This window comes from Caballeronia sp. LjRoot34, assembly GCF_964253815.1.
GTDB lineage: Bacteria > Pseudomonadota > Gammaproteobacteria > Burkholderiales > Burkholderiaceae > Caballeronia.
This window is the reverse complement of the sequence record NZ_CAXUSB020000003.1, coordinates 617,847-641,876: the sequence shown is the minus strand read 5'-3', so window position 1 is coordinate 641,876 and position 24,030 is coordinate 617,847. Positions and strand designations below refer to the sequence as shown.

General features: G+C 60.9%; 21 protein-coding genes. 13 read left to right on the top strand and 8 right to left on the bottom strand.

Annotated elements, in window-relative coordinates; genetic code table 11:
• The first annotated feature begins 29 nt into the window (after positions 1-29).
• A complete protein-coding gene (locus ACSQ36_RS33885; RefSeq protein WP_436185434.1) occupies positions 30-968 on the top strand; it encodes an ABC transporter ATP-binding protein in 939 nt (312 codons plus the stop codon).
• Complete coding sequence (locus tag ACSQ36_RS33880) at positions 965-1,714, top strand: ABC transporter permease (protein WP_436185433.1); 750 nt, start codon at positions 965-967, stop codon at positions 1,712-1,714. The genes ACSQ36_RS33885 and ACSQ36_RS33880 overlap by 4 nt, the downstream gene beginning before the upstream one ends.
• Before the next feature lie 1,446 nt (positions 1,715-3,160).
• On the opposite strand, the gene ACSQ36_RS33875 is transcribed toward ACSQ36_RS33880, so the two are convergent.
• On the bottom strand, positions 3,161-3,565 hold the full coding sequence (locus ACSQ36_RS33875) for a hypothetical protein (RefSeq protein WP_436185432.1): 405 nt from the start codon (positions 3,563-3,565) through the stop codon (positions 3,161-3,163).
• Positions 3,566-3,770: 205 nt separating this feature from the next.
• Positions 3,771-4,367, bottom strand: a complete 597-nt coding sequence (locus ACSQ36_RS33870) for a nitroreductase family protein (RefSeq protein ID WP_436185431.1) — start codon at positions 4,365-4,367, stop codon at positions 3,771-3,773.
• A gap of 420 nt (positions 4,368-4,787) precedes the next feature.
• Here ACSQ36_RS33870 and ACSQ36_RS33865 point away from each other — a divergent pair, with 420 nt between their 5' ends.
• The 8 genes from ACSQ36_RS33865 (at position 4,788) to ACSQ36_RS33830 (ending at position 16,218) form a co-directional block, all read left to right on the top strand.
• A complete protein-coding gene (locus tag ACSQ36_RS33865) occupies positions 4,788-7,052 on the top strand; it encodes a TonB-dependent siderophore receptor (RefSeq protein WP_436185430.1) in 2,265 nt (754 codons plus the stop codon).
• A gap of 22 nt (positions 7,053-7,074) precedes the next feature.
• Entirely contained in the window at positions 7,075-7,359 is a 285-nt protein-coding gene (locus ACSQ36_RS33860) for a condensation domain-containing protein (protein ID WP_436185429.1), read from the top strand.
• A 37-nt stretch (positions 7,360-7,396) separates the two neighbouring features.
• The gene (locus ACSQ36_RS33855; protein ID WP_436185428.1) at positions 7,397-8,368 is read left to right on the top strand and encodes an iron-siderophore ABC transporter substrate-binding protein; all 972 of its coding nucleotides are present in this window, start codon (positions 7,397-7,399) and stop codon (positions 8,366-8,368) included.
• Entirely contained in the window at positions 8,365-10,395 is a 2,031-nt protein-coding gene (gene fhuB / locus ACSQ36_RS33850; protein ID WP_436185427.1) for a Fe(3+)-hydroxamate ABC transporter permease FhuB, read from the top strand. Before ACSQ36_RS33855 ends, fhuB begins: the two co-directional genes overlap by 4 nt.
• Positions 10,396-10,590: 195 nt before the next feature.
• Positions 10,591-12,279, top strand: coding sequence for a cyclic peptide export ABC transporter (locus tag ACSQ36_RS33845; protein ID WP_436185426.1), 1,689 nt, complete (start codon positions 10,591-10,593; stop codon positions 12,277-12,279).
• 5 nt (positions 12,280-12,284) lie between these two features.
• The gene (locus ACSQ36_RS33840; RefSeq protein WP_436185425.1) at positions 12,285-13,124 is read left to right on the top strand and encodes an ATP-binding cassette domain-containing protein; all 840 of its coding nucleotides are present in this window, start codon (positions 12,285-12,287) and stop codon (positions 13,122-13,124) included.
• Positions 13,125-13,141: 17 nt separating this feature from the next.
• Complete coding sequence (locus tag ACSQ36_RS33835; protein ID WP_436185424.1) at positions 13,142-15,604, top strand: penicillin acylase family protein; 2,463 nt, start codon at positions 13,142-13,144, stop codon at positions 15,602-15,604.
• An 86-nt stretch (positions 15,605-15,690) separates the two neighbouring features.
• On the top strand, positions 15,691-16,218 hold the full coding sequence (locus ACSQ36_RS33830; RefSeq protein WP_436185423.1) for a GAF domain-containing protein: 528 nt from the start codon (positions 15,691-15,693) through the stop codon (positions 16,216-16,218).
• A 5-nt stretch (positions 16,219-16,223) separates the two neighbouring features.
• Here ACSQ36_RS33830 and ACSQ36_RS33825 read toward each other — a convergent pair whose 3' ends face one another.
• From ACSQ36_RS33825 to ACSQ36_RS33815, 3 genes are all read right to left on the bottom strand, one after another.
• Positions 16,224-17,174, bottom strand: a complete 951-nt coding sequence (locus ACSQ36_RS33825) for an alpha/beta hydrolase family protein (protein WP_436185422.1) — start codon at positions 17,172-17,174, stop codon at positions 16,224-16,226.
• A gap of 73 nt (positions 17,175-17,247) precedes the next feature.
• A complete protein-coding gene (locus ACSQ36_RS33820; RefSeq protein WP_436185421.1) occupies positions 17,248-17,472 on the bottom strand; it encodes a hypothetical protein in 225 nt (74 codons plus the stop codon).
• A 21-nt stretch (positions 17,473-17,493) separates the two neighbouring features.
• Complete coding sequence (locus tag ACSQ36_RS33815) at positions 17,494-18,393, bottom strand: NAD(P)-dependent oxidoreductase (protein WP_436185420.1); 900 nt, start codon at positions 18,391-18,393, stop codon at positions 17,494-17,496.
• Positions 18,394-18,499: 106 nt separating this feature from the next.
• Between ACSQ36_RS33815 and ACSQ36_RS33810 the strand changes: the two genes are divergently transcribed.
• On the top strand, positions 18,500-19,354 hold the full coding sequence (locus ACSQ36_RS33810; protein WP_436186442.1) for a LysR family transcriptional regulator: 855 nt from the start codon (positions 18,500-18,502) through the stop codon (positions 19,352-19,354).
• Between the two features lie 176 nt (positions 19,355-19,530).
• Here the strand turns inward: ACSQ36_RS33810 and ACSQ36_RS33805 are convergent, their stop codons facing one another.
• Both ACSQ36_RS33805 and ACSQ36_RS33800 read right to left on the bottom strand, forming a co-directional pair.
• Positions 19,531-20,145 (bottom strand): HAD family hydrolase, encoded by a 615-nt coding sequence (locus ACSQ36_RS33805; RefSeq protein WP_213764837.1) that lies wholly within the window; start codon positions 20,143-20,145, stop codon positions 19,531-19,533.
• Positions 20,146-20,295: 150 nt separating this feature from the next.
• On the bottom strand, positions 20,296-21,201 hold the full coding sequence (locus ACSQ36_RS33800) for a flagellar brake protein (protein ID WP_436185419.1): 906 nt from the start codon (positions 21,199-21,201) through the stop codon (positions 20,296-20,298).
• A 336-nt stretch (positions 21,202-21,537) separates the two neighbouring features.
• Between ACSQ36_RS33800 and ACSQ36_RS33795 the strand changes: the two genes are divergently transcribed.
• Together ACSQ36_RS33795 and ACSQ36_RS33790 are read left to right on the top strand one after the other, a co-directional pair.
• Positions 21,538-21,714, top strand: coding sequence for a hypothetical protein (locus ACSQ36_RS33795; protein WP_436185418.1), 177 nt, complete (start codon positions 21,538-21,540; stop codon positions 21,712-21,714).
• Between the two features lie 777 nt (positions 21,715-22,491).
• Positions 22,492-23,085: a phospholipase D-like domain-containing protein gene (locus ACSQ36_RS33790; protein WP_436185417.1), complete on the top strand. Its 594-nt coding sequence runs from the start codon at positions 22,492-22,494 to the stop codon at positions 23,083-23,085.
• Between the two features lie 46 nt (positions 23,086-23,131).
• Here the strand turns inward: ACSQ36_RS33790 and ACSQ36_RS33785 are convergent, their stop codons facing one another.
• Positions 23,132-24,028 carry a LysR family transcriptional regulator gene (locus ACSQ36_RS33785; RefSeq protein ID WP_436185416.1) on the bottom strand — a complete coding sequence of 299 codons (897 nt, stop codon included), beginning with the start codon at positions 24,026-24,028 and terminating at the stop codon, positions 23,132-23,134.
• Positions 24,029-24,030 lie beyond the last annotated feature (2 nt).

Genomic DNA, 24,030 nt, shown 5'->3' with positions numbered 1-24,030 from the left:
CGTCACTAAAGGACGCAAGGACGCCACGTATGATCGAAATCGAGAAACTCAGCCGGCGTTTCGGCGATATCGTCGCTGTCGACGACGTCTCGCTCACCATCGAACGAGGCACCATCACTGCGTTTGTCGGCACATCCGGCAGCGGCAAGTCCACGCTCCTGCGCATGATCAACCGTCTGATCGCGCCCACGAGCGGCACGATCCGCATTGACGGAAGCGACACCGCAACCGTGTCGGCTGAGGCATTGCGGCGCGGGATTGGTTATGTGATCCAGGGCAACGGCTTGTTTCCGCATTGGACGGTGGCTCGCAATATCGCGACGGTTCCGCGCTTGCTGGGGTGGAGCGCGGCGAGGATCGACCTGCGTGTGCGCGAGTTGCTGGCGCTCTTCAATCTCGACGCCGATGCCTACCTGGACAAGTATCCCCACCAGCTTTCGGGTGGTCAGCAGCAGCGCGTGGGGGTGGCGCGGGCGCTGGCGGCGGAGCCTGCAATCTTGCTGATGGACGAGCCGTTCGGTGCACTCGATCCCATCATTCGCGCCAAGGCGCAGGAAGACTTGCTTGCGCTTCAGCGGCGTCTGGGGATCACGGTCGTGATTGTTACGCATGATATGGAAGAGGCGTTGCATCTGGGTGACCGCATTGTGGTGATGGACGGTGGCCGCGTGCTTCAGGCGGCTACGCCTGCCGAGATCTTGAGGCGGCCTGCGCCGGGTTTTGTCGAGCGATTGGTGGCGGGCGTCGACCGGCCGTTCCGGCTACTGTCGCTGATTCCTGTTAGTGAAATCGCCGAAGCGGGCGCCGCCGAGGGCAGTGCGATTGCTGGCACGCAGAGCCTTCGCGATGCCTTGTCCGAGTTGCTTTGGCGTGGCGCGCAGAGCTTGCCGGTTGCATCGGCGGACGGTGCAGTGCAGGGCCGTATATCGCTTGCATCGATCCTGGCGCGTGCCGAGAGGTCCACATGAAATCAGCTGCCTGGATAGCGCGTACGTTGGCGCTTGCCGTACTGCTCACGTTGCTGTTCAAGCCGCATGTGTTCCAGCCGCTCCTTGCCCCGCTGGCTGAAAACGGCGCGCCGGTGCTTTATGACCGGGCGAGCCTGCTGGACCTCACGCTTGCACATCTCGCGATCGTGGCCGCCGCCAGTCTGGTGGGTGCGGTGATTGCGTTGCTTGCCGGGATTTTCGTCACGCGCGAGGCGGGTGTGGAATTCCTGCCGCTCGCGCGCAGCGTAGTGAATATCGGGCAGACGTTTCCGCCGGTGGTTGTGCTGGCGCTTGCGGTGCCCGTGGTCGGGTTTGGTGTCAAGCCGACCTTGGTCGCGTTGATTCTTTATGGTCTCCTGCCGATATTCGAGAGCACTATCACGGGTCTGAAAGAGATTCCGTCTGTGACTATCGACGCGGCGCGAGGCATGGGCATGAGCGCGGCGCGGCAGTTGTTCGCGGTCGAACTGCCGCTCGCGCTGCCGGTTATTCTCGCGGGCCTGCGCCTTTCCGTTGTGATCAATCTGGGGACTGCGACTATCGGGTCGACCGTGGCGGCGAAGGGGTTGGGCGATGTCATTATTGCGGGTCTGCAGACCTCGAATACTGCTTTTATCCTGCAGGGTGGAGTTATTGTTGGGTTACTTGCCGTGCTGATCTATGACGCGATGGGTATTGCCGGGAGGTTGGCCTCAAGGCATGTGAGGGCCGTCGGCGGGGTTTAGGGCGTTGGGGTTTGAGGTGGTCGGTGCCGGGGTTAGCGGTTGGGGTTAGTGCTGGGTTGGTCGGTTCTGGGTTAGCGGGCGGGGTTGGTGCCGGGTTGCTGCTTTCAGCGTTAGCGGTCTGCGAGAGCCGGATATTCTCTTTATCACTATTAGCCACTGTGCGTGGCGGCACGTCATTTCTTTGTCCAAAGCGACAAAGAAACGAAGCAAAGAAAGCGCTTTTAAACCACGCTACCCTAAGTGTCCACAGCGTGCAGTTTTCATTCATGGGTGCCCCAAAAGCACGGTGCTCGCCAGAGCCACGGATGTTTGAACCCCTCCTTCTCGCGAATCCTGACACGAACACGCTTCGCCCCGTACGCTCTCGGGCAAGCACAATTGCCAATGAACCCGCACGGCCTTACAGATATTTACGGCTGCGTTTTTTTGACAGGTTAGCTACCGGGTCTGTGCGACCGTATTCATAGGCCACAGCTTCATGCGTGTTTGTGTTTACTACTTCCGTTTTGTGAATTGGCTGCGCGTTCTGTACAGCTATTTTCGTCGGTTACGGCCGCTCGCATCTTTGCGGCCTCGTTTCCAGGCGGGTTGGCTACGTGGTTCGAGACGCGTGCACATTTGGAGGGGGGTCCTCCGCGGATAGCGCGGGGTGCCCCTTGGGCAGGTTCAATCACTGGTGGCGAAGCGTGTGGGTATCGGTGTTCGGAGAAGGAGGGGTTCACACATCCGTGGCTCTGGCGAGCACCGTGCTTTTGGGGCACCTATGAATAGAAACTGCACGCTGTGGACACTTAGGGTAGCGTGGTTTAAAAGCGTTTTCTTTGCTTCGTTTCTTTGTCGCTTTGGACAAAGAAATGACGTGCCGCCACGCACAGTGGCTAATAGTGATAAAGAGAAAATCCGACTCTCGCAGACCACCACGGCCGAAAGCACCAACCCGGCATAGACCCCGACCACTAACCCTGGAACCGACCCCCCAGGCACTAACCCTGACCACTAACCCCAAAACCGACCAATCCAACCCTTACCCCGCCCCCCGCGAGCAAAAATCAAGCCTCATTACGCTTACTCCACCCAAAAGCGAAAACGGTGCTTAGCGGCGTTGAACTACACACCGACGCGCAAAGTTGCCCTGGCATAGGCAAGTCAAAGACAAACCAAGACCCACCCCCTGACATGCTAGCCAAAGCCGGGGCAGATTCGCTTAACGCAAGGTTCGAATGATCGATAGCCGATCGATGTCCGGCAGCACTAAGCAAACTGTTATCACGCGCTCGCTGCCTGCTAAATAACAAACCATCCGACGGCGGCGAAATCTGGCCCGATACCCGGCCCGGCAGCAATGATTCGTCGTCGGACGCCATCTTGTACGAAGGCAGCGACGTTCCCAAACCCAGATAACTGGCGCTGATGCCAAGCATGATCCAGACACCGGCGTAAGCTATATCAGCGCATAAAACGGCGTCCCCCGTGGCGTCTTGTGCGAACATCCGACGCCCTGGCGTCATCGCGCAGATCAACCGCATCGGGCTGGCATCCGAGCATCCGGGCCGCAGCCAGTCGCAACACCGCACGGCTCGATATATACCGGTACCGTAGCGCAGGACTGGGCAATAACGCTGCACGCCGGGTTTCGTCCTGCGTCAGCCACTGCGCCGAATCGTGTGCGCTCACGCGTTGCCATTGACTGCGGAACCGGAACATAAAGATCTCGCCCGGTGCCGGCGTGCATTGACTCAGCGAAAGCGTTTCGTTCATGCGAAGCGGTAAGAACTGCGGTTGCGTTTCGCTATCGGCGAGTCGGATCGGCGCATCGAGGCTATCGATAAAATTCCGCGTCGATGTCTGCATCAATGAGCGCTCAATCAATAAACCCATAGGCATGTTAAGTACCGTTTCAGATCGAGAGGGCATGTGCCGGGAGACCGGACACGACCACGCCGGATCGATCTGGCGAACCGCCGGGCGTTCCTCTCAAGCCGATGAGGGATAGGAGCACGAACGAAAATGGCGTTGATGTCGCCGTTCCTTTCGCACCAGTTCTGTCTGCCACCGCTTAAGCGTGGGCTTCGAGCCATTCGGTCACGTAGCGGTCGCTGGAGGGGCGCTTCACCGCGCGCACGCCGTCAGGCGGCGTGCCGACAAACAAAAATCCAAGCAAACGATCACGCTCGGCCAGCCCAAGCGCGCGATGCATTTGCGGCTCGTAACTATCCGGTCCGGTCGCCCAGAAACCACCAAAACCGAGTGCATGAATAGCGTTCAACATGTTCATGGCCGCTGCCCCAACGGACAGTAACTGCTCGACTTCAGGGACCTTCGTCTCGCGTGTCAGGGACGCGACAAGCGCTATCACAACGGGCGCCGCCAGCGCGCGGCGCCCGCGATGTTCATGCGCCGAACGCGGCTCTTCGGGAGCCCGGGTGCAGGCAAGATCGACCAGCAACTCGCCGAGTTTCAGCCGCGCGTTCCCGCGAATCAGCACAAAGCGCCACGGCCGCAACGCGCCGTGATCGGGCGCGCGCAGGGCGGCATCGAAAATCTGTTGAAGCTGGGAATCGTCGGGCGCGGGTTCGGCTAGCGGCCAGTGCGACTGACGCGTCATCAACACGCTCAGGGCGTCGGCACTGACGCCGGGGTTCATCGTTTCCATGGATAGCTCCAAGCTTTCTCAAGGCATCCATGATCGCGAAAAATGCATCGTATTGCAAATGATTCTCAATAACTTGATTTTGTCATGGTAGATGCCTATGCTTCGGTCCTGTTCGCAATTTCTGAGATTGTCCGTCGATGCCCCCCCGCGCCGATCCCGATTCCGACAGCCGGGCGCTGGCCCGCCGATGATGTGACCAACGCGCAGGCCCCGATGGCGTTGCGTTCACGTCTCTTTCACGTCTCTGGACGACTTGGACGGTTACTCGGGCGCGCCGGCATTCGGACTCTGAGCCTGCTGCCGCAACGCTGACGAGCGAGCTTTGAAGCAGTCTTTGCATCGGACAATTTAATATGAAATAATAATCATTCGCATTTGCATTATCGTTCACAAATCCAACCACACCAACCGCAAGAGACCATGGCACGACAACAATCAGAACGACGCGGCGCAGACCGTATCGGCGCGCGCGGGCGCGCAAAGAATCCCTGGCGGCTCGCGCCGATCGCAGCGGGCGTGTTCCTGGCGACGTCTGCGTTTGCGCAAAGTGACGCTGTTGTGCCTACGGACGGATCTGGCCAGCCGGCCGCATCCGCCAGCCCGGGGCAACAGTTGCCGGCTGTGGTGGTGAAGGGTCAACGCGATGCTGAAACGGGCACGGGACCGGTGAAGGGTTACGTGGCGAAGCAGAGCACAGCGGGCACCAAGACCGACACGCCGATCATCAAGACACCGCAGGCGATCTCGGTGGTGACGCGCGACCAGATGGACATCCAGGACGTGCAGAGCGTGGCGCAGGCGCTGCGCTACACGTCCGGCGTCAACCCGGAGCAGCGCGGCACCAATACGGATTCGCTCGAGTACCTGTACGCGCGCGGTTTTCTCGTCGACGAGTTCTGGAACGGTTTGCGCACACCCGGTCCGGCCGGCGGTTTCGGCTTCAACGTGACGAGCTTCGATCCGTATATGTTCGAGCGTATCGAGTTGCTGCACGGACCGGCGTCGGTGTTGTACGGACAAGGTTCGCCGGGTGGCACGGTGAACCTTGTGAGCAAGATGCCGACAGCCGAGCCGCTGCACGAAGTCGGAATCCAGACCGGCAGCTATGGGCGCTTGCAAGGGTTCTTCGACTTCAGTGGTCCTATTGATCAGGATGGCAAAGTGCTTTACCGTTTGACGGCGGACGGTTTCAATACCGGCACGCAAACGGACTACGTGAACCAGCAGCGCTTCGCGATTTCGCCGACCATCACGTGGAAACCGACGAAAGACACCACGTTCACGGTCTTTGCGAACTACCAGGCCGATCCCGAAGCGGGTATCTATAACAGCGTGCCGGTGGTGGGCACGATTCAGACCGGTGTGTCGCAGTTGCCGCGCAGTTTCTATCCGGGCGAGCCGGACTTCGACAGTTTCCGCAAGACGCAGGAGTCAATCGGATACCAGTTGGATCATCGCCTGAACGACATCTGGTCCTTCAAGCAGAGCTATCGTTTCCTGCATAACAGCCAGACCGTTCAATATGTGGCCGACGATCTGGGCTATATAAACAACGGTACGGAGCTGGCGCGCGAGGCGTACCTGAACAGCGGCCGGCTGAACTCGCACACGCTCGACAACCAGGCAACCGCGCGGTTCAACACGGGACCGGTGTCGCATACGGCGACCGTGGGTGTCGACTACCAGAATACCCAGTTCGACCATGTTTTCTTCGCATCGGCGGACAACAATGTGCCGTCGCTCAGCATTACGAATCCGCAATACGGCCAGTACATTCCGTATCCGACCTTCGAGTTGGGCACGTCGAACAAGCAGTCGGTCAAGCAGCTTGGCACCTATGCTCAAGACCAGTTCGACATCGACCGGTGGTCGTTCCTGCTGGGTGTGCGCGAAGACTGGACGAACGAAGATAGCCAGTCGTATGTGAACGGTGCGCAGACGAAACAGTTCAACCGCGCGTTCACCTGGCGTGCGGGTGGTGTGTACAAGTTCGACAATGGTTTTGCGCCTTACGCCAGCTACACGACGTCGTTCCAGCCGCAGGTCGGCTCGACCTTCTCGGGTACGTCGTTTTCACCGACTACCGCCCAGCAGTATGAGGTCGGCGTGAAGTACCAGCCGAAGGGTTACAACAGCTTTGTCACGGTATCGGCGTTTCATTTGACGCAGCAAAACGTGCTGACGACGGACCCGAACAACATCAACTTCCAGGTGCAGACCGGCGAAGTGCGGTCCCAGGGTTTCGAAGTCGAAGCGCATGCGAGCCTGACCAACAACCTCGCGCTGATCTTCAGCTACACGTACACGAACCTGCTCAACACGAAGAGCAATTCGTCGAACCTCGACAAGGCGCCGCTCGGTATTCCGCGTAATACCGCCTCGCTGTGGGCGGACTATACGGTGACCAGCGGGCTGCTCAATGGTGTGCAAGCGGGCGCGGGCCTGCGGTTTATCGGCGGTTCATACGGCGATACGGCGAACACGCTCCTGACCTCGTCGGCAACACTCGTCGACCTGGCGCTGCGTTATGACCTCGGCCGCGCGTTCCCCTCCATGCATGGCTGGACCGGCTCGCTCAATGCAAGCAACCTGCTCAACCGCACTTACATGGCGTCGTGCAGCAACGGTTCCTGCTACTGGGGACAAGGTCGACTCGTACTCGCGGGATTGAAGTATCAGTGGTAATTCATCAGGAGGCAGGGCGCCAATGCGGTCTTTTGCGGCAAGAGCCTTAACGGCGACCTTAACGACGCCCGGCGAGCAAGCCGGACCACGGCCACTGTCTCCTGCGCAGGAAGGGCTCTGGTTCATGCAGCGGCTCGCGCCGCTGTCCACTGCCTACCATCTGGCGCGCGTTTTTCACTTGCGCGGCCAGGCCGATATCAGCGCGCTTGAGCAGGCGCTGAATGTCGTGCGCACACGGCAGGCTGTATTGCGTACCCGACTGCGCGAGAGACCGCGGCGGCAGCGGGACAAGGACAAGACCGCTTGACCGACGACATGCAATCCATCCTTTCCGAACTCATGCGATGAACCGACGCGCCATGCTTTCCGCGCTGCTGGGCGCCGGCGCACTTGCCGCAACCGCACTCTCCGATGTTGCACTGGCCGGCGACGTTCCCGCAGCTCCACCGCGCCGTATTGTCGTGCTCGACTGGGGACTGACGGAGATGGTGTTGTCGATTGGCGTGGTGCCGGTCGGGATAGCGAATACGCGGGACTTCCTCAGGAATTTCACGGCCTGCGATGTGCCCGCGTCGGTGGTGAATCTCGGCCTGATGTTCCAGCCGAACATGGAATTGCTGTTCGCGCTGAAGCCTGACCTGATCATCATCTCGCCGGCCCATGCGACGTTGCGGGCAGCGCTCGAACGGGTCGCGCCGACCGTCACGCTCGGGCGTTACCGGTCGAGTAAAACGCCTTATTCCGCAGCGTGTGCCGAGACGCTGCAGCTCGCGCGTTTGCTGGGCTGCGAAGCGCGCGCCGAAGCCGTTCTCGCGCAAGCGGACACGGTACTCGGCCACGCGCGCACGGCGCTTGCCGCGCTGCCGGGTGTAAGTGGTGCGGGTGGTGCGGGTGGTGCGGGTGGTGCAAAAGGCAGGCCGCTTTACATGGTGAATTTTATCGATGAAGCGCACGTGCGCGTGTTCGGCCCCAACAGCTTCTATGGCGAACTGATGACAACGCTAGGACTGCAAAACGCGGTCCACTCGGGCGCCTTCTCCACAACTGGTTTCGACGTGCTGGGGGGGGTGCCTGATGCGACCCTGCTCTACATGAAGCCGCTTGCGTCATCCGTTGCGAACATGATGAAAACCAGTCCCGTGTGGCAGGCCATGCCATTCACGAACGAGGGCCGCATGATCGGCCTGCCGCGCGTTCCTCCCGACGGCGGCTGCGTCCTCTCCGCGATGCTCTTCGCCCGCGTGCTCGTCGATGCCTTCGGGCAGGTCAGTAAGCAGGCCAGTGAGCAGACCAATACCGCGAAGGAGCATGCATGAAAAGCGTCGCGACCGTGCCCGTGATTTCCTCACGACGCTGGCCACTCCTGCCGGTTTGTCTTGTGATCGTGCTGGCCACGGTGTTGTCGCTGCACAGGCTGGAGGAGCGGTTGCCGGCGTCGTTGTGGTGGCAAGCGCTTGTGGCGCCATCGCCGACGGATCTGCGCCAGCTGCTTGTCCACTACGGCGACCTGCCGCGCATCGCGGTCGCGTGGCTGTGCGGCGCGGCGCTCGGGCTTGCCGGTGCGGCGACCCAGCAAGTGCTGCGCAATCCGCTCGCCGAGCCGATGACGCTCGGCATCTTCTCCGGCTCCTACCTGGGGCTCTCGATTGCAACGGTCTACGCACCCGGCTTGCTCGTATCCGGTCGCGATGGTGTCGCGCTGGCCGGTGGCGCAGCGGCATTGGCGATTGTTTTTGCGCTGGCCGCGCGACGCGGCATCTCGCCGCTCGCGCTGATCCTCGGCGGCATGATCGTCAACCTGTGCTGCGGCGCGCTGAGTTTCGCGCTCGCGATCTCCCACTACGACCTGTTGAGCGCGCTGATGATCTGGGGCGGCGGTTCGCTCGGCCAGCACGACTGGAGCGTGGCGCTGGCACTGCTCGTGCGGCTCGTGCCGTGCGTGGCATTGTTGCTGCTGTGCATGCGGCCCATGGCCGTATTCGATCTTGGAGACACCGTCGCCAGCAGCCTGGGCGTCTCGTTGCGAATGACGCGCGGCGCCGCGCTCTTCCTGACCCTGCTCGTGACCGCGTTCGTGGTGAGCGCCGTGGGCGTGATCGGCTTCATTGGACTTGCCGCACCTACGCTTGCGCGTCTCGCCGGCGCGCGCCGCTTACGTGACCGGATGTTGTGGTCGCCGTTGTTCGGCGCGGCGTTGCTGTGGCTGGCCGACCAGATCGCGCAAGAATTCGCGGGACGTTACGGAACCACGATTCCGACGGGCGCGATCACCACGTTGCTGGGCGCACCGCTGCTGCTGGTCATGTTGCGGCGCCTGCGTGGACGGCCCGACCTGACCCACGCGCCCGCGATCCAGTCAGCTCCGCTTTCATCGCGTGCACTGGCTTTGACGACGGGCGTCTGCATACTGTTTTTGCTGGTGGTCATCGGCTTGTCGCTTGGCGTGGGGAGAGGTCTTGCAGGCTGGCACGTCAGCCGCCCGGACGAGATCGCTGCGTTGCTGTTCCTGCGTTTGCCGCATGTAATCGCGGCGATGGGCGTAGGCGTGTTGCTCGCGCTCGCGGGCGGCATCGTCCAGCGCATGACCGGCAATCCGATGGCGAGCCCCGACCTGCTCGGCATCACGGCCGGCGGCGCGATGGGGCTTACCGGCGCACTTTTCCTGACTGCCAGTCCGGGGCTGCCGACGTTTCTTGTCTGGTGTGCATCGGGGTCGGTGATTACGCTGGGCGCGCTGCTGCTCTTTGCACGCAAATCGTCCTATGCCCCCGACACGCTGATACTCGCCGGCGTGACAATCAGCGCCGTGTTCCAGGCAGTGTCGACTATTGCCGTTGCCAGCGACGATCCCCGCGTGATCGTCCTCTACAACCTGCTCGCAGGATCGACTTATAACGTCAGCGCGGGCGCAGCGGGTGTCGTGGCCGTGGTCGCGCTGGCGGCACTGTGCGCGGTGCCGTTTTGCCGGCGCTGGCTTGAGATCCTGCCGTTGGGCGCGGCCGTCTCTCGCGGCCTGGGAGTGAACATTACCGTCGCGCGTTTTGCGCTGCTGCTGCTGAGCGCGCTGCTGACGGCGGCGGCGACACTCGTGATCGGCCCGCTGTCATTTATCGGTCTCATGGCGCCGCACATGACACGCATGCTCGGTATCCGGCGGGCTGTGCCGCTCCTGTTCATTTCGGCGGCTCTGGGCGCGGCGCTGATGGTCGCGTCCGACTGGCTCGGCCGCTGGGTCCTGTTCCCGCAGGAAATGCCGGCGGGCGTGATGGCGACGCTGCTGGGCGGCGTGTACCTGATTGTCACGATGTTCAAGCGCAGCCCACGGGATGCGTCCGGTTCGTGATGCCTGTTTCGATCACCCTCTCGAGGCACCCAAACGGCCGCTTTATCGGTGAAGTAGCATAATGCAAATGATTCGCATTTAATTGACTTCACTTGTCAAATTAATTATTCTGTGACGCGGCTGGGTCGTCCTTTTTACGTCCTTTCACTGGCGGGATTGAGCCCGGTTTACGGTCGTTGCCCCACAAGGAGTTTCATGTCGCTGTTCCTGTATCTTGTCCGCAACTCACGCTGGGTGCTGGCTGTCGCGGTGGTGGCGAGCCTCGTCAGCGGGTTCGGCAACGCGGCGCTCATCGCGCTGATTAACCAGGCGCTTGGGGCGTCGAATACGAAGCTCGTCGAACTCGGCTGGCAATTCCTGATCGTGGGCGTGGTCGTGCTCGGCACGCGAACCCTTTCACAAACCTTGTTCATGCAGCTCGGCCAGCGCGCCAAGGCGACGCTGCGCATGCGCACCATCCGGCGCATTGCCGAAGCGTCGTATCAGCATCTGGAAAAGCAGGGCGCGTCCAAAGCGCTCACCGTGCTCACGCAAGACCTGGATACGATCGTCATCCTGTTCGTCAGCCTGCCCGCGCTCGCGATGCACGGCGCGGTGATCGCAGGTTGCCTCGCGTATCTCGGTTATCTGTCATGGCAGATCCTGCTCTTCGCTGTCGTGACCATTTTCATCGGCTCGCTCGGGTTTCATATTGCCAACACGAAAGCGCTGTTTCATCTGCGCGGGTCGCGGCGCAAGGAGGACGATCTCGTCAAGCATTTCCGCGCGCTCTTCGACGGCGCCAAGGAGCTCAAGCTGCATCGTGAGCGCAAGAATGCGTTCGTGACGGACACGCTGGAAACCAACGTGGAAGCGGTACGCGTTCAGCGCACGCGTGGTTACATCCTGTACGCTGCGGCCGCGAGCTGGGGCAGCTTCATTTTGTTTGCGTTCATCGGCATTACGCTGTTCGTGCTGGCGCGTACGTTTCCGGTGAGCACGCACGTGATGTCCGGCTACGCGATGATCTTTCTGTACATGATCATGCCAATTGAAGGCCTGCTGTCCGCTATCCCGAACATCAGTTCGGCGAAGGTTGCGATGGAGCGTATTGAACAGGTCAATGCCGAACTGCCGCTCGAAGATACCTTGCGCGAAACACCGGCCAAGTCCTTCGACAGCATCGTGTTCGACAAGGTGACGCATCGATACTTCCGCGAAAAGGAGAACGAAGTCTTCACGCTGGGCCCCATCGACCTGACGTTCAAGCCGGGCGAACTGATTTATCTGATCGGCGGTAACGGCAGCGGCAAGACGACGCTCGCAAAAATGCTCGTGGGACTTTACGCGCCCGAAGGCGGCCAGATCCTGCTCAACGGCAAACCGGTCGATGAAGCGCACCGCGATATTTATCGCCAGCATTTCTCGGTGGTCTTCAATGACTTCTACCTGTTCGACACGCTGTTCGGCATGAAGGTGGAAGGACTCGACCGTCAGGCGAAGTTGCTGCTTGAACACCTGCAACTCGATCACAAGGTCACGATCAAGGACGGCGCGTTTTCCACGACCGACCTGTCGCAAGGTCAGCGCAAGCGTCTTGCGTTGCTGGTCACGTATCTGGAAGACCGGCCGTTCTACGTCTTCGACGAATGGGCCGCTGACCAGGACCCGACCTTCAAGGAAGTGTTTTACAAGCAGTTGCTGCCGGAGCTTCAGGCGAAGGGCAAGACCATCGTGGTCATCACGCATGACGATCGTTATTACCATCTCGCCGATCGCTATATCAAGCTCGACTACGGTCAGGTCGTTGAACTCGGCCGTGGCGCAGACTTGCGCGTCGATCATCCGAACGCCATTCATCCGCAGACACAAGGGCAGGCGCCTGCGCCGGTTGCATCGGCATAACGGATATGAACGCCAACCCCGCATTTCTCGATCGGAACGCAGAGCGCGTGGCCACTCGTGAGTCCGATTCCGAGTCCATGTATTCGCTCGAAGAGGTCTCGTTCAGCATCGGCGAGCGGGTGCTGCTGCATCCGCTGTCGCTCGAATTGCCCAAGCGTCGCGTATGCGGGCTCATTGGGCACAATGGTTCTGGCAAGTCCACGCTGCTGAAGCTGCTCGCGCGCCAGCAAGCGCCCGGCAGCGGCACGCTGTGCTTCGCGGGCAAGCCGCTCGACGACTGGGAAGGCCGCGCGTTTGCGCGCAAGGTCGCCTATCTGCCGCAACAACCGCCCGCCGCCGACGGCATGACCGTGCGCGAACTCGTCGCGCTGGGGCGTTATCCGTGGCACGGTGCGCTCGGGCGCTTCAGCACACAAGACGGCGCGAAGGTGGAAGAAGCCATGCGGCAGACCGACGTCGAGCGTTTTGCGGACCGCACGGTGGACAGTCTTTCCGGCGGCGAACGCCAGCGCGTGTGGCTCGCCATGCTGGTCGCGCAGGACAGCGAATGCCTGCTGCTTGACGAACCTATTTCGGCGCTGGACATTGCGCATCAGATCGAGGTTTTGCAACTGGTGCGGACCTTGAGTGCCGAGCGCGGGCTCGGTGTGGTGGTGGTGCTGCACGACGTCAACATGGCTGCGCGTTTCTGCGACGATCTCCTGGCGCTCAAGGGCGGCCGCCTGCTGGCATCGGGCACGCCCGCGGAGCTGATGCACGCTGACACACTCGGCGCGATTTATGGTATTCCGATGGGCACGGTCCCGCACCCTCACGGCGGTTCACCCATCAGTTTCGCCCACTGATTCAAGGTTTCGATCTCATGAAGCAAGTTGTCAGGCTCGTGGTGGCGGTGGTGTTCGCCGCAGCCACATTGAGCGGTTGTGTGCAAGTCCCCCGGAACGTGGCGAGCGCCGAGCCGCCTTTTAGCGTCGAGATTCGCCGCACGCAAGATGGTATCCCGCATATCAAGGCCGACGATTGGGCGAGCCTCGGTTATGGCTATGGCTACGTGCAGGCGCAAGACAACCTGTGCACGCTCGCAGACGGCTTCGTCACGTTTCGCGGCGAGCGCTCGGCGAATTTCGGTGCCGATGCGCGGCCGCCATCGGCCGCTTCCTTCGGACAACCGCGCAATCTTGAAGCCGATTTCTTCTTTCGTTTCGTCGACGACGCGAGCGCTGTCGGACGTTATCGATCCGCTCAATCCGCGCCCATTCGCGAGTTGATAGACGGTTTCGTGGCGGGCTATAACCGCTACGTCGACGAGTTGGACGCGGGACGCATGGGCGGGGCGAACGCGGCGTGCAGAGGCAAGCCGTGGGTCGGCAAGATCAACTCCGACGATATGATCCGCCGGCTCGTGGCAGCCAATCTCGCCGGTGGTGCTGTACGGTTTTTGCCACAGATAGCGAGCGCGCAGCCGCCTGCAAAACCCGCCCCGTTGGGGCCGTCCGTGCAGACTGGCGGCGTCGATATCGCGCCTTCGCAACTCGACATAGGCGGGCAGCGCGGCATTGGCAGCAATGCGCTTGCGTTCGGCGCGCCGGTCACGCAGGAAGGCCGAAGCCTCCTGTTCGGCAACCCGCACTGGTTCTGGCGCGGGCCTGACCGCTTCTATGAAGCACAGCTAACCATCCCGGGTCAGTTGAATGTAGCGGGCGTGTCGTTTCTTGGCGTGCCGCTCGTGATGATCGGCTTTAACGACGACATCGCGTGGACCCATACCGTGTCGAGCGCTCGGCGCTTCGGCATTTTCCAGTTGTCGCTGGATCCCGCCGATCCCACGCGTTATTTCTACGATGGCGTCAGCGAGCCGATGACACCTGTGCCCGTCACGGTCGAAACGCGTAACGCCGACGGCAGCCTGACACCGATTACGCGCACGCTATATCGCTCGCGGTTTGGTCCGCTCGTGGATTTGTCGTCGATGTCACCGGCACTCGCATGGAATGCGCAACACGCGTTCGCGCTGCGCGACGTGAATACCGATAACACACGCGCCTTCGAGAACTTCCTGGCGTGGGATCAGGCGCGCTCCCTCAACGATTTCATCGCGATCCAGAAGCGCTTCGCAGCCACGCCGTGGGTCAACACCCTGGCGATCGGCCGCGATGACCCGCGTGCATGGTTCGCCGACTTTGGCGCTGTGCCGGACGTGCCCGATTCGCTGGCGGCGGCCTGCACGCCGCCGCTTGGCCGGGCGTTCGATGCGAAAGCGCCCGGCGTGCCGTTTCTCGATGGTTCGAAAAGCGCCTGTGAATGGCGCGTGGAAGTGTCGAGTGTGCAAGCAGGAGCATTGCCGGTCTCCGAGATGCCGGGCATGGCGCGCGGCGATTACGTGGGTAACTTCAACGGCAGTTACTGGCTGACCAACGCCAACGCGCCAATGACCGGCTACCCGCATGTGGCCGGCATTACCGGCACGGAGCAGTCGCTGCGCACGCGTTTTGGCCACATGCTCGCGGCCGAGTTACAGGCGCAGAAGGGTGGCGTGACACGGCTTGCACTGGAGGCGAAGGTGCTCGATAGCCGGTCGATGTCGGAGCAATTGTTCCGCAAGCCTATTCTTGACGCGGTCTGCACCGAGGTGCCGGACGCATCGGCTTCGGTGGTTTCGGTCACGCAAGGAACGCCCGGCGGCAAGCCGCAAACGGTGGATTTGGCGCAAGCGTGCAAGGTACTGCGTGAGTGGGACGGCACCGCCAACACCCAGGCGCGTGGGGCCAATCTATGGGACGAATTCTGGCGTCGCCTGAACGGGGCAGGGTTGGCGCATTTCTACCGTGTGCCGTTCGATCCAGCCGCGCCGCTTGCGACGCCGCGCGGTCTCGACGCCTCCAATCCCGCGCTTAAACCCGCTCTTCAGCAGGCGCTCGGCGGCGCGGTGCTCGCTATGCAGCGTTACGGTTTTGCGCTCGACTCCACGCGTGGCGAACTGCTGCACGCCGACCGGAACGGTGAGCGCGTGCCGCTCTTTGGCGGTTGCGACGAAGCGGGTTATTTCACGGTAATGTGTGCGCTCCATCCCGTCGATGCAAACGGCTACGCCGTCGATCGCAGCGGCCACGGTGCGAGTTACCTGCAAGTGGTTTCGTTCGACGCGAATGGCGTGCAAGCGGACACGATGCTGGCGCATTCGGAATCCGACGACCCCGCCTCGCCCCATTTCTCCGATGCAACCCGGCGCTTTGCCGGCAAGCAATGGCTGCGCTTTCCGTTCACCGAAGAGGCCATAACCGCCGATCCGGCCATGACGACAGTGATGCTGCAAGCGCCGAGATAGACGTAGAAGGTGCATGTGTGCTCGATTTAGCGCGCTGTGCTATGGTCGAATGACTTCCTTCTCCAACAGCCATGACCTAGCCGGTCATGGCGCACACCATCGCCATCATGTCCTTCACCGTTCAACAATCCACCGGTTCAAAAGCAGCGCAATACGACGAACTTATTGCTCAGGCGCGCTCGCTTCTCAGCGATGAAACCGATTGCATCGCCAATGCCGCCAACTTTTCGGCGCTGGTGTATCACACGCTGCCCGACCTGAACTGGAGCGGTTTTTATTTCTTCGATGGCGTCGAACTCGTTGTGGGTCCCTTCCAGGGAAAACCGGCGTGCGTTCGCATCGCGCTGGGAAAAGGCGTATGCGGCACTGCGGCCCAGACCCGGCTCACACAGGTTGTGCAAGACGTTCACGCGTTTCCCGGACACATTGCGTGCGACTCGGCTTCGCAATCGGAGATTGTCGTGCCTCTGGTTGCCAAGGACGGCACTCTGGCCGGCGTCTGGGATGTCGACAGCCCTTCGGTCGGCCGCTTCGACGCGGACGATGCCAAAGGAATGGAAGCGCTATGCCAGGTATTCATGGAACTGGCGTGGGAGCCGCGGACATCGGCCTGAGGCTCTCATCGAGCGTTAGTCTTGACGACAAACCCTGCAAGGTCCGCACGCACTGAGCGAGCCTTCAGCCATTCGAGCGGGATCTGCCATAGCGACGTTTCGAAGCGGCTATGGAAAAACGCAAAGTGGCCGATCTCGCGATACCCCATCGCTTCGGGAGGAATACGCAGATGGGTGATCGGGCTGTTCCTGAAGTAAGCAAGCAAACGTTCGATGGCCGATACCGTGCCAAATTCGTCATCGGTTACGCTGAGTGCGAGCATTGGCGCATGCAATGCGGCGAAACCTTTGACCAGCGTCGCGCGCTCTGCTTCCGTCAGGGCGTGCGGACTGTGCCGGAACGCATCCTCGAACCTGGGTTGCGGCGCGGTCCAGTCGCGCACCACGCCGCGCGGGGTGTCTTCCATCCAGCCTAGCGTGCCACCCGGAAAATAGCCGAGTGCGGCCGTGAGCGCCGGCATGATTAGATGCCATTTGATCAGCATGCCGAATCGTTTGTGACTGGCGTAGTCGCGCCAATGGGCGAATTGCGCGCCCATGGTGAAAACGCGGTCGATCAGATGATTCGACGGAGCCAGTCCCACCAGGACGCCGCCTATGCTATGGGCGACGACCTGCACAGGCTGGCGAGCAAACGTGCTGGATGCCATGCGCAATACGGCTTCGAAATCGAGACGTCCCCAGTCCAGCCATCCTGCTTGCAAACTGCGAAGCGACGCCGGGCGAGACCCGCCGATGCCTCGATAATCGTAGGTGATGACATCGAATCCGTGCGTGTGCAGGAACGCGGCGAAGCGCGAGTAGTAGCTGCATCGGACCGATGTGGCCGGGTTGATGATGACCACGGGCCTGGGTCCGCCCGCATCGGGGGCATCGTGATGGCGCCATATCTGGCCCTTCAGCGCGTAGCCGTCATCGGCATGTATCGTGACCGGCGTAGGCTGGACATCACTCATAGTTGTTTTTCTCGTTTGGGGAGTTCGTCGGTAGCTTGAATATACAGTCGTTCATCGATGGGTCATGGAAGTCTTACCGAAGGACGAGCCATGCGGCGCACGGAAAGGTCATCACGCTGGCGATCGTGGACAAAAGAATGGCCGCTGACACTCGTTGCGGATCGGCGTCATACCGCTGCGCGAGCACGTAGATATTCCCGGCTGAGGGCAAGCGCGCAATCAGAACGCCTGCTTGCACCCAGAACGCATCGAGCGCCATCACGTGCCCGAGAACAAACCATGTGAGCAGCGGGTACAAGACCAGTCAGGAAGAAACCAATCATTGTTGCAGGCTGCTGCGTGCTTCGATTGCCTTGAGCACGGCGACCATGTCGGCTTCCCCGAGGCCCAGTCCAAGCGCTTCGCCATAGAGCGCGTGGCAGACGTCCAGCAGCGGGGAAGCGATACCGTTTTCACGCGCCGCCTCGCCGATCAGGCGGTTGTTTTCCAGCACGTTGGAAATCGCGGCCTGCACCGCGAAATCCCGGTCGATGAGTTTCGGCGCCTTCACGCGTGATACATCGCTCGCCATGGGGCCGGCATTCAGCACGGCCAGGAACCGGCTGAGATCGAGTCCATTGCGCTGGGCGAAATGCACAGCTTCGGCCAACCCCGTGACGAGTGCAATCAGGAACAGGTTGACCGATAGTTTCATCAGAAGGGCGTTCGGAACGGGTCCGCACACCATGGTCTCGCGGCACATCGGGGCGAGCAGCGGGCGGACGGCTTCTACAGCATCCGCATCGCCCGCCACCATGGCGACGAGCTGGCCCGCTTCGGCGGGCTTGCGTGATCCCGACACGGGAGCCTCGACGTAATGCCCGCCAGCCGAGTGGATATCGGCTTCCAGACCACGCGAGTAGGCCGGGGAGGTAGTGCCCATGTGGACGATCGTACGGCCTTGTACGCGGGACACGAAGGCGGGGCAGCCACGCTTGAGGACCGCGTTAATGGCGGCGCCATCGACTAGCATCAGGATGACGGTCGGGGCACGCGCGAACACCTCAGCCGCATCTTGTGCGAGCTCTGCGCCGGCAGCGACGAGGGTCCCGGTTTTCGCCGGCGTGCGGTTCCAGACCACGAGCGGCGTGCCGGCTTTCGCGAGGTTCAGCGCCATCGCTTCCCCCATCGCGCCGAGTCCGATGAAACCGACTGTCCGTGTTGTCATGGCGTTGCTCATGATGGGTCCCCTGGCGTGACAAAGCGTGAATCGCACTGTATGCCGCTAGTTCGCATTAGAGAATCGATACTTATTGATGCAACGCATTACGATCCATAATATGTCCATGACCCAGAATCTCGACATCAATCTCGTGCGGACCTTCGTCGCTGTGGCGGACCATGGCAGCATGACCGTGGCCGCGAATAGCCTTCATCTGACGCAAGGGGCGGTGAGCCAGCAGATCAAGCGGCTCGAAGAATCGTTCGATTGCAGTCTGTTCGAGCGAGAGGGCCGCCGCCTTGAACTGACCCGGATCGGCGAACGTTTTCTGGGCAAGGCCAAACGCCTGCTTGGAATGAACGACGAAATCTGGGCGGATATGGCAACGCGTCCGCTACAGGGACCGCTGCGGATCGGCGTGCCGTATGACCTCGTGGGAACGTGCTTCCCGCCCATCTTCAAGGCGTTCGCGGAAGCCTGCCCCTACGTGGAGATATCGCTCATGTGCGCGACGTCGCCTGAGCTCTCCAAGGCGCTTGCCAGCGGTTCACTCGACCTGGCTGTCATAGAAGCCGCCACGGACGAAGCGGCGGGCGAATGCCTGCGGGTCGAACGACTTGTGTGGGTGGGCGCAAGAGGGGGAATGGCGCATCTGAAGCGGCCGTTGCCCGTCTCGATCGTGGCGGAATCCTGCGCGTTCAGGCCGGTTGTTTTACAAGCACTTCGCGAGAAGAATCTCGAATGGCGAAGCGTCTTCGAGAGCGGCAACATCGAGGCGACAACGGCGACGGTGAGAAGCGACCTCGCGATCACGGCATGGTTGGCGTCTACCGTCCCCGCCGACATGGATATCCTCGATACAGATACCGGCATGCCGGCGCTGCCGAACTTTGCGATCAGTCTGCATTTGCCGGACGGCGGCCCGGCGGCGCGAGCATTCGCGCAATATGTTCGCGACGGTGTGTTGCGATGGTCTTGAGCATGTGCAACGGCATTGCAATAACCTACAGATGAAGACCGGGAAAGCACGCCGCTATTCCTGCTCGATGTGCGGCATCTACAGCTTCCATCGGCGGCGCGCGGACGATTGATTTGGGAAATAGTGACGCGTGGTTGTCTGCGTTTTGAAGGCGATCAGGATTGGCAACGCACGCGCTAAAGCAACTGCCAACGTTCCAGTTCTTCTGCCAACGCTTCGGCGCTGACGAACTTGTATCCGTGCAGACCGGCATTGATCGCGCCGGCTACGTTGGTGTCCGTGTCATCGATGAAAAGAGTTTGGTCCGCGCCCACGCCGAGTTGCTCGAGGCAACGAAGATAGGCTTGAGCTGCCGGCTTCGCTGCACCGAACGATGCGGATGCATATACGTGAGGACCGAAGAGTTGCGCGACGGCAGGATTCAGATAGCCGATGTAATCAGTGACCAGGCGGCAATTGTTTGTCAGCACCGCAATCCGGCAGCGTTCGGCCACTTTTGCGGCGAGTGCGAGCACTTCCGTATAAGGCGTGATCGATGCATGCCGGGCAGCCAGCCAGTCGTCGCGGCTGATGGGGCAGCCTAGCAGGTCGCCCAATGCGCTCAGATACTCGTCGTCGCTGATCTGTCCGGCATCGGCGCGCGCTTCGAGCCCGGACCCCCAGATGGCGTGACGCACGGCGTCGGGCGGCTGACCTGACACGGCTGACAGGTGATCGACTCGTGCTGAACGGTCGTAGTGGGACAGTACGCCTTCCATGTCGAACAGGACTAGCGCGGGGGATGCTGTCATGTTGTCGGCCTCGCGGAAAAAGGTTCCAGAAGGCGAAGCATTCATCGGGCAATATGCCTTGATGCCGCTGGAAGCTTCTATTGTGTCTCGACGAAAAACAGCGTGGCTAGACAGACATCCGTTTTTTGGACGTCCTTGCCCAGCGCCGAATCAAACTTGTTCAGCCATGAGCGACTTCAACGCAATGCGCTGGGACGGTTCAATTTTCTCGAACTCCAGGCCATACGCGCCGTTGATACCCTGTGCGTCGACCTCATGGACATGCCGCACTATTGCGTCGCAGTCGATGTTGACGTCGGTGTCGTCCGTGTGGAAACGAAACGACAAGCGGAGCCGGTCGTCGAGACTTGCAGTCGGCTCAGCGACGGCTAACGACATGCCGAAAGGGCTGATGTCGCGAATCAGCCCGAGTTGAGGGGTGTGCTCCTCGCTGCTCGCGTTGAAAAAATGCGCGGGCATTCGCGTGGTCATGCGCACGAATTTGCGGGCACGCAAGCGGCGAATATTTCCCGGTTCCGACAACACGAGGTAGCAAAACGGTTCGTGGCATACGGCGTCGACGGTACACGCGAACTGGAACACGGACCGCGTTGTCAGCGCGACAAGCTCGACCTGCTCGCCACGTGCGAGGTCCAGCGGCTGGTGGCCTGAGATGACAGGTTGCGTGATAAATACCGCGCGGGCGCGGCGCGCTCCCGGCGTGGAGAAACCAATGACACGGCTCGAATACATGGCGGACCCCGGGGCCGCACGCAAGCCCAGGCGTGCACCGATCTTCAGGCCGATATTGTCGAGTGTGAGATGCCCGGAGGACTCATCGCCGGGCGACCCTGCGTTTGCGGTCTGCGTCGAATCATTCGCGTTATGTGCGCCTGCCTCTTCAAACTTGTAGGGTTCGAAGTTCTCGAACAGGAAACTTCGCGCGGCCAGGTTCGTTACTGTGGTGCCGGCTTCGAACAAGAGCGCGCCATCGACACCAACGATAGACCACACGAGCGGTTCGCCCACCGGAACTTCGTTGGGCGAGAGACGGCTGGACGCTGAAGGTGATGGCAAAACGGAAACCTCGTTGGTCATGGTCTGGGTGGGGAGGGTCGAAGCAGCGATAATCGTCTTACTGGTGAGGCTATCCAGATATCGAGGGGCGCACAAAACCAGGGCGGTCAGCCGCTTGGTTCCTGGTGGCCGAAACCGATGCAACCCGGCACTGACGCATACATATTAATATATTCTTCGACCTAATAAGCCACTAATAATATATTGGCCACGTGCCTCGGAGCATCGCATTCTTGCGTCGGCCGACTTTCCCGGCGACAACTGATGATCCGTTCCATCGAATGACCGGTCAGCGGGATTGCGTCACCCCATTTACTCGTGCGTATAAAAATAAAAATGATTGAAACTCCTGCTGCGGTCCCGAATGCCCGCGCGATCGACAGGATGGGTTGGTGGAAACTTGCCCTGTTCATGGCGGCGACTTCGCTGGGTTACTTTGTCGTTCAGCTTGATGTATCCATTGTTAATCTGAGAGCGCCCGATGGGTCAGCACAACGCGCCGGTAACCATTGAAACCGCGCAAGACATTCCGTTCATAACGCATGGTTCCTATCCGAGGCGGGGAGGGAATCTTTTCAGGCCCTTGGTTGACAGCGGCCCCGCCTTTCACCGGATTTGCGAAGCGGTGGAGCAAGCGCAGCACAGCGTCTGGATCACGGTCACTTTCATCGCCACGGATTTCCAGATGCCGGATGGCCGCGGCTCGATTTTCGATGTCCTGGACCGTGCGGTCGAACGAGGTCTGGACGTCCGTGTGATGTTCTGGCGGCCCAACCCCGAGAGCAGCGGATACGGGCAGGCGTTCGCCGGCACGAGGGCGGACTTCGATCTGCTTGCCGCACGCGGCTCGCGTTTTCTCGCACGCTGGGACCGTGCTCCTCTCGCCTATTGTCATCATCAGAAAAGCTGGTTGATCGACGCAGGGCGGTCATCGGAAACAGCTTTTGTCGGCGGGATCAATCCAACTTTTGCAGTGGTCGAGCCGGGACATACGGGCGAGGGGCAACGCCACGATATCGATGCTGAGATCACGGGCCCGTCCGCTACCGACGTGCATCACAATTTCGTCCAGCGATGGAACGAGGCCAGCGAGCGGAACGTGGCATTGGGAGGTTGGGGCCATGACAGCGACGAGCGTTTGCCCTTCCCAACGGACCTATCCGATGCACGAGGCAACAGCGTCGTCCAGATTCAACGCAACGTGCATGCGGGCTGTTATCGCGACCCTCATGCAACGCCCGGAGGGTCTGCCTATCACATCGTCGACGGCGATCGATCACGGATCAATACTTGCTGGCGATCAACACGGCTTGCCGCTCAATCTATCTGGAAAATCAGGCGTTGCCTGTGCCGGAGATTGCGTATGCGCTCGAGGCAGCGCTCAAACGAGGCGTGCATGTCGTCCTTCTCGTGCCGGGCGAGCCGGAAGAATATCTGGCCTTGTGGCGACAACGTCCTGAGCGCAAGCCATTTTTCGAGCGGCTGGAAGCACTTAGCCGATACGAGCATTTCACGCTGACGGGCATCGCGGGGCAAACGCAATCCGGTAGCCGGAAATACGTCTACGTTCACGCGAAGATCATGCTGGTCGATGACGCGTGGGCGACGATTGGCTCGTGCAACCTGCATGCGAATTCCCTGTTCGGGCACAGCGAGATGAATGCAGCGGTGTGGGATCGTGACGTGGTGCGAGCGCTGCGCTGTCAGCTTCTACTTGAGCATCTGGGGCAGGATACCGAGCATCTGGACGACCAGATGGCGATGCAGCTTTACCAACGTATCGCCCATGAAAATGCCGCCCGATGGGCGGCCGGCGATGTCGACTGGCAAGGTCTTGCATGCAGCCTGAATCCCGCGATGTATGGTGAATCTCAGGCGCGTTAGACGACACAAGCGCTGTGCATCACGGGGCCCGGCTTGTCGGTCGACGTTATCCCACCCAGAATAATCCGGATGCGCTGCACTCGGCGCGAATGAAATCCGCTATGAGCTTGACTCGCGCTACATCGTGCGAGTCCGCATGCGTGACCAGCCAGTAGGAGCGGCTGAGCGAGATTTCATCGGGGAGAATACGCACGAGGGTGGGATCGATGCGTGCGATAAAGCATGGCAACACACCGATCCCCGCGCCGCCGCTAACGGCCGCCGCCTGACTGATCACATTCGAAATACGCACCGACGGCGTGAGCGACGTCGAGATCTGCGACAGGTAATCGAGCTCCGCGCTCCACATCAAATCTTCGACGTAGCCGATCCACGGATGATTGAAGATATCCTGAAACGTGGCGATGGGCGCATGGGTATCGAGATACTGAGGCGCTGCATAAACCCCAAGGGAATAGTCGTTGAGCGGGTGTGCATAAACTCGCCCCTGACTTGGGCGCGTCATGGTTACCGCAATATCGGCTTCGCGTTTGGACAGGCTGAACATGCGCGGATTGGCAACCAGTTCTATCTCCAGGTCCGGGTGCATGGCCGTGAGCTTTGCAAGCCTCGGCGCAAGAAAGTAGGTCCCAAATCCTTCGGGTGTGCCGATTCTTACCGTTCCCGTCAATCCAGCTGACGGATCGCCCAACCGTGCGTTGATGCGCAGAGCCAGGCTCTCCATTGCCTCGGCATCGGTCATCAGCCGTTCTCCTTCGGGCGTCAGCAGAAAGCCGACTGAACGCCGCTCGAACAACTGCACGCCGATGCTTGCCTCAAGCGAAGCAACACGCCGGCTTAGCGTGGAATGGTCTACGCCCATTTGCTGCGCTGCGACAGTGAGACGCCCTGCGCGAGCGACCGCGAGGAAGGCTTGCAGGGAATCCCAATCAAATCTTCGCATGG

Bases quoted from the DNA above. Each gene is read 5' to 3' on its own strand.
- ACSQ36_RS33885 (WP_436185434.1), top strand. From the start codon at position 30: ATGATCGAAATCGAGAAACTCAGCCGGCGTTTCGGCGATATCGTCGCT.
- ACSQ36_RS33880 (WP_436185433.1), top strand. From the start codon at position 965: ATGAAATCAGCTGCCTGGATAGCGCGTACGTTGGCGCTTGCCGTACTG.
- ACSQ36_RS33875 (WP_436185432.1), bottom strand. From the start codon at position 3,565: ATGCAGACATCGACGCGGAATTTTATCGATAGCCTCGATGCGCCGATC.
- ACSQ36_RS33870 (WP_436185431.1), bottom strand. From the start codon at position 4,367: ATGGAAACGATGAACCCCGGCGTCAGTGCCGACGCCCTGAGCGTGTTG.
- ACSQ36_RS33865 (WP_436185430.1), top strand. From the start codon at position 4,788: ATGGCACGACAACAATCAGAACGACGCGGCGCAGACCGTATCGGCGCG.
- ACSQ36_RS33860 (WP_436185429.1), top strand. From the start codon at position 7,075: ATGCGGTCTTTTGCGGCAAGAGCCTTAACGGCGACCTTAACGACGCCC.
- ACSQ36_RS33855 (WP_436185428.1), top strand. From the start codon at position 7,397: ATGAACCGACGCGCCATGCTTTCCGCGCTGCTGGGCGCCGGCGCACTT.
- fhuB (WP_436185427.1), top strand. From the start codon at position 8,365: ATGAAAAGCGTCGCGACCGTGCCCGTGATTTCCTCACGACGCTGGCCA.
- ACSQ36_RS33845 (WP_436185426.1), top strand. From the start codon at position 10,591: ATGTCGCTGTTCCTGTATCTTGTCCGCAACTCACGCTGGGTGCTGGCT.
- ACSQ36_RS33840 (WP_436185425.1), top strand. From the start codon at position 12,285: ATGAACGCCAACCCCGCATTTCTCGATCGGAACGCAGAGCGCGTGGCC.
- ACSQ36_RS33835 (WP_436185424.1), top strand. From the start codon at position 13,142: ATGAAGCAAGTTGTCAGGCTCGTGGTGGCGGTGGTGTTCGCCGCAGCC.
- ACSQ36_RS33830 (WP_436185423.1), top strand. From the start codon at position 15,691: ATGGCGCACACCATCGCCATCATGTCCTTCACCGTTCAACAATCCACC.
- ACSQ36_RS33825 (WP_436185422.1), bottom strand. From the start codon at position 17,174: ATGAGTGATGTCCAGCCTACGCCGGTCACGATACATGCCGATGACGGC.
- ACSQ36_RS33815 (WP_436185420.1), bottom strand. From the start codon at position 18,393: ATGAGCAACGCCATGACAACACGGACAGTCGGTTTCATCGGACTCGGC.
- ACSQ36_RS33810 (WP_436186442.1), top strand. From the start codon at position 18,500: ATGACCCAGAATCTCGACATCAATCTCGTGCGGACCTTCGTCGCTGTG.
- ACSQ36_RS33805 (WP_213764837.1), bottom strand. From the start codon at position 20,145: ATGACAGCATCCCCCGCGCTAGTCCTGTTCGACATGGAAGGCGTACTG.
- ACSQ36_RS33795 (WP_436185418.1), top strand. From the start codon at position 21,538: ATGATTGAAACTCCTGCTGCGGTCCCGAATGCCCGCGCGATCGACAGG.
- ACSQ36_RS33785 (WP_436185416.1), bottom strand. From the start codon at position 24,028: ATGCGAAGATTTGATTGGGATTCCCTGCAAGCCTTCCTCGCGGTCGCT.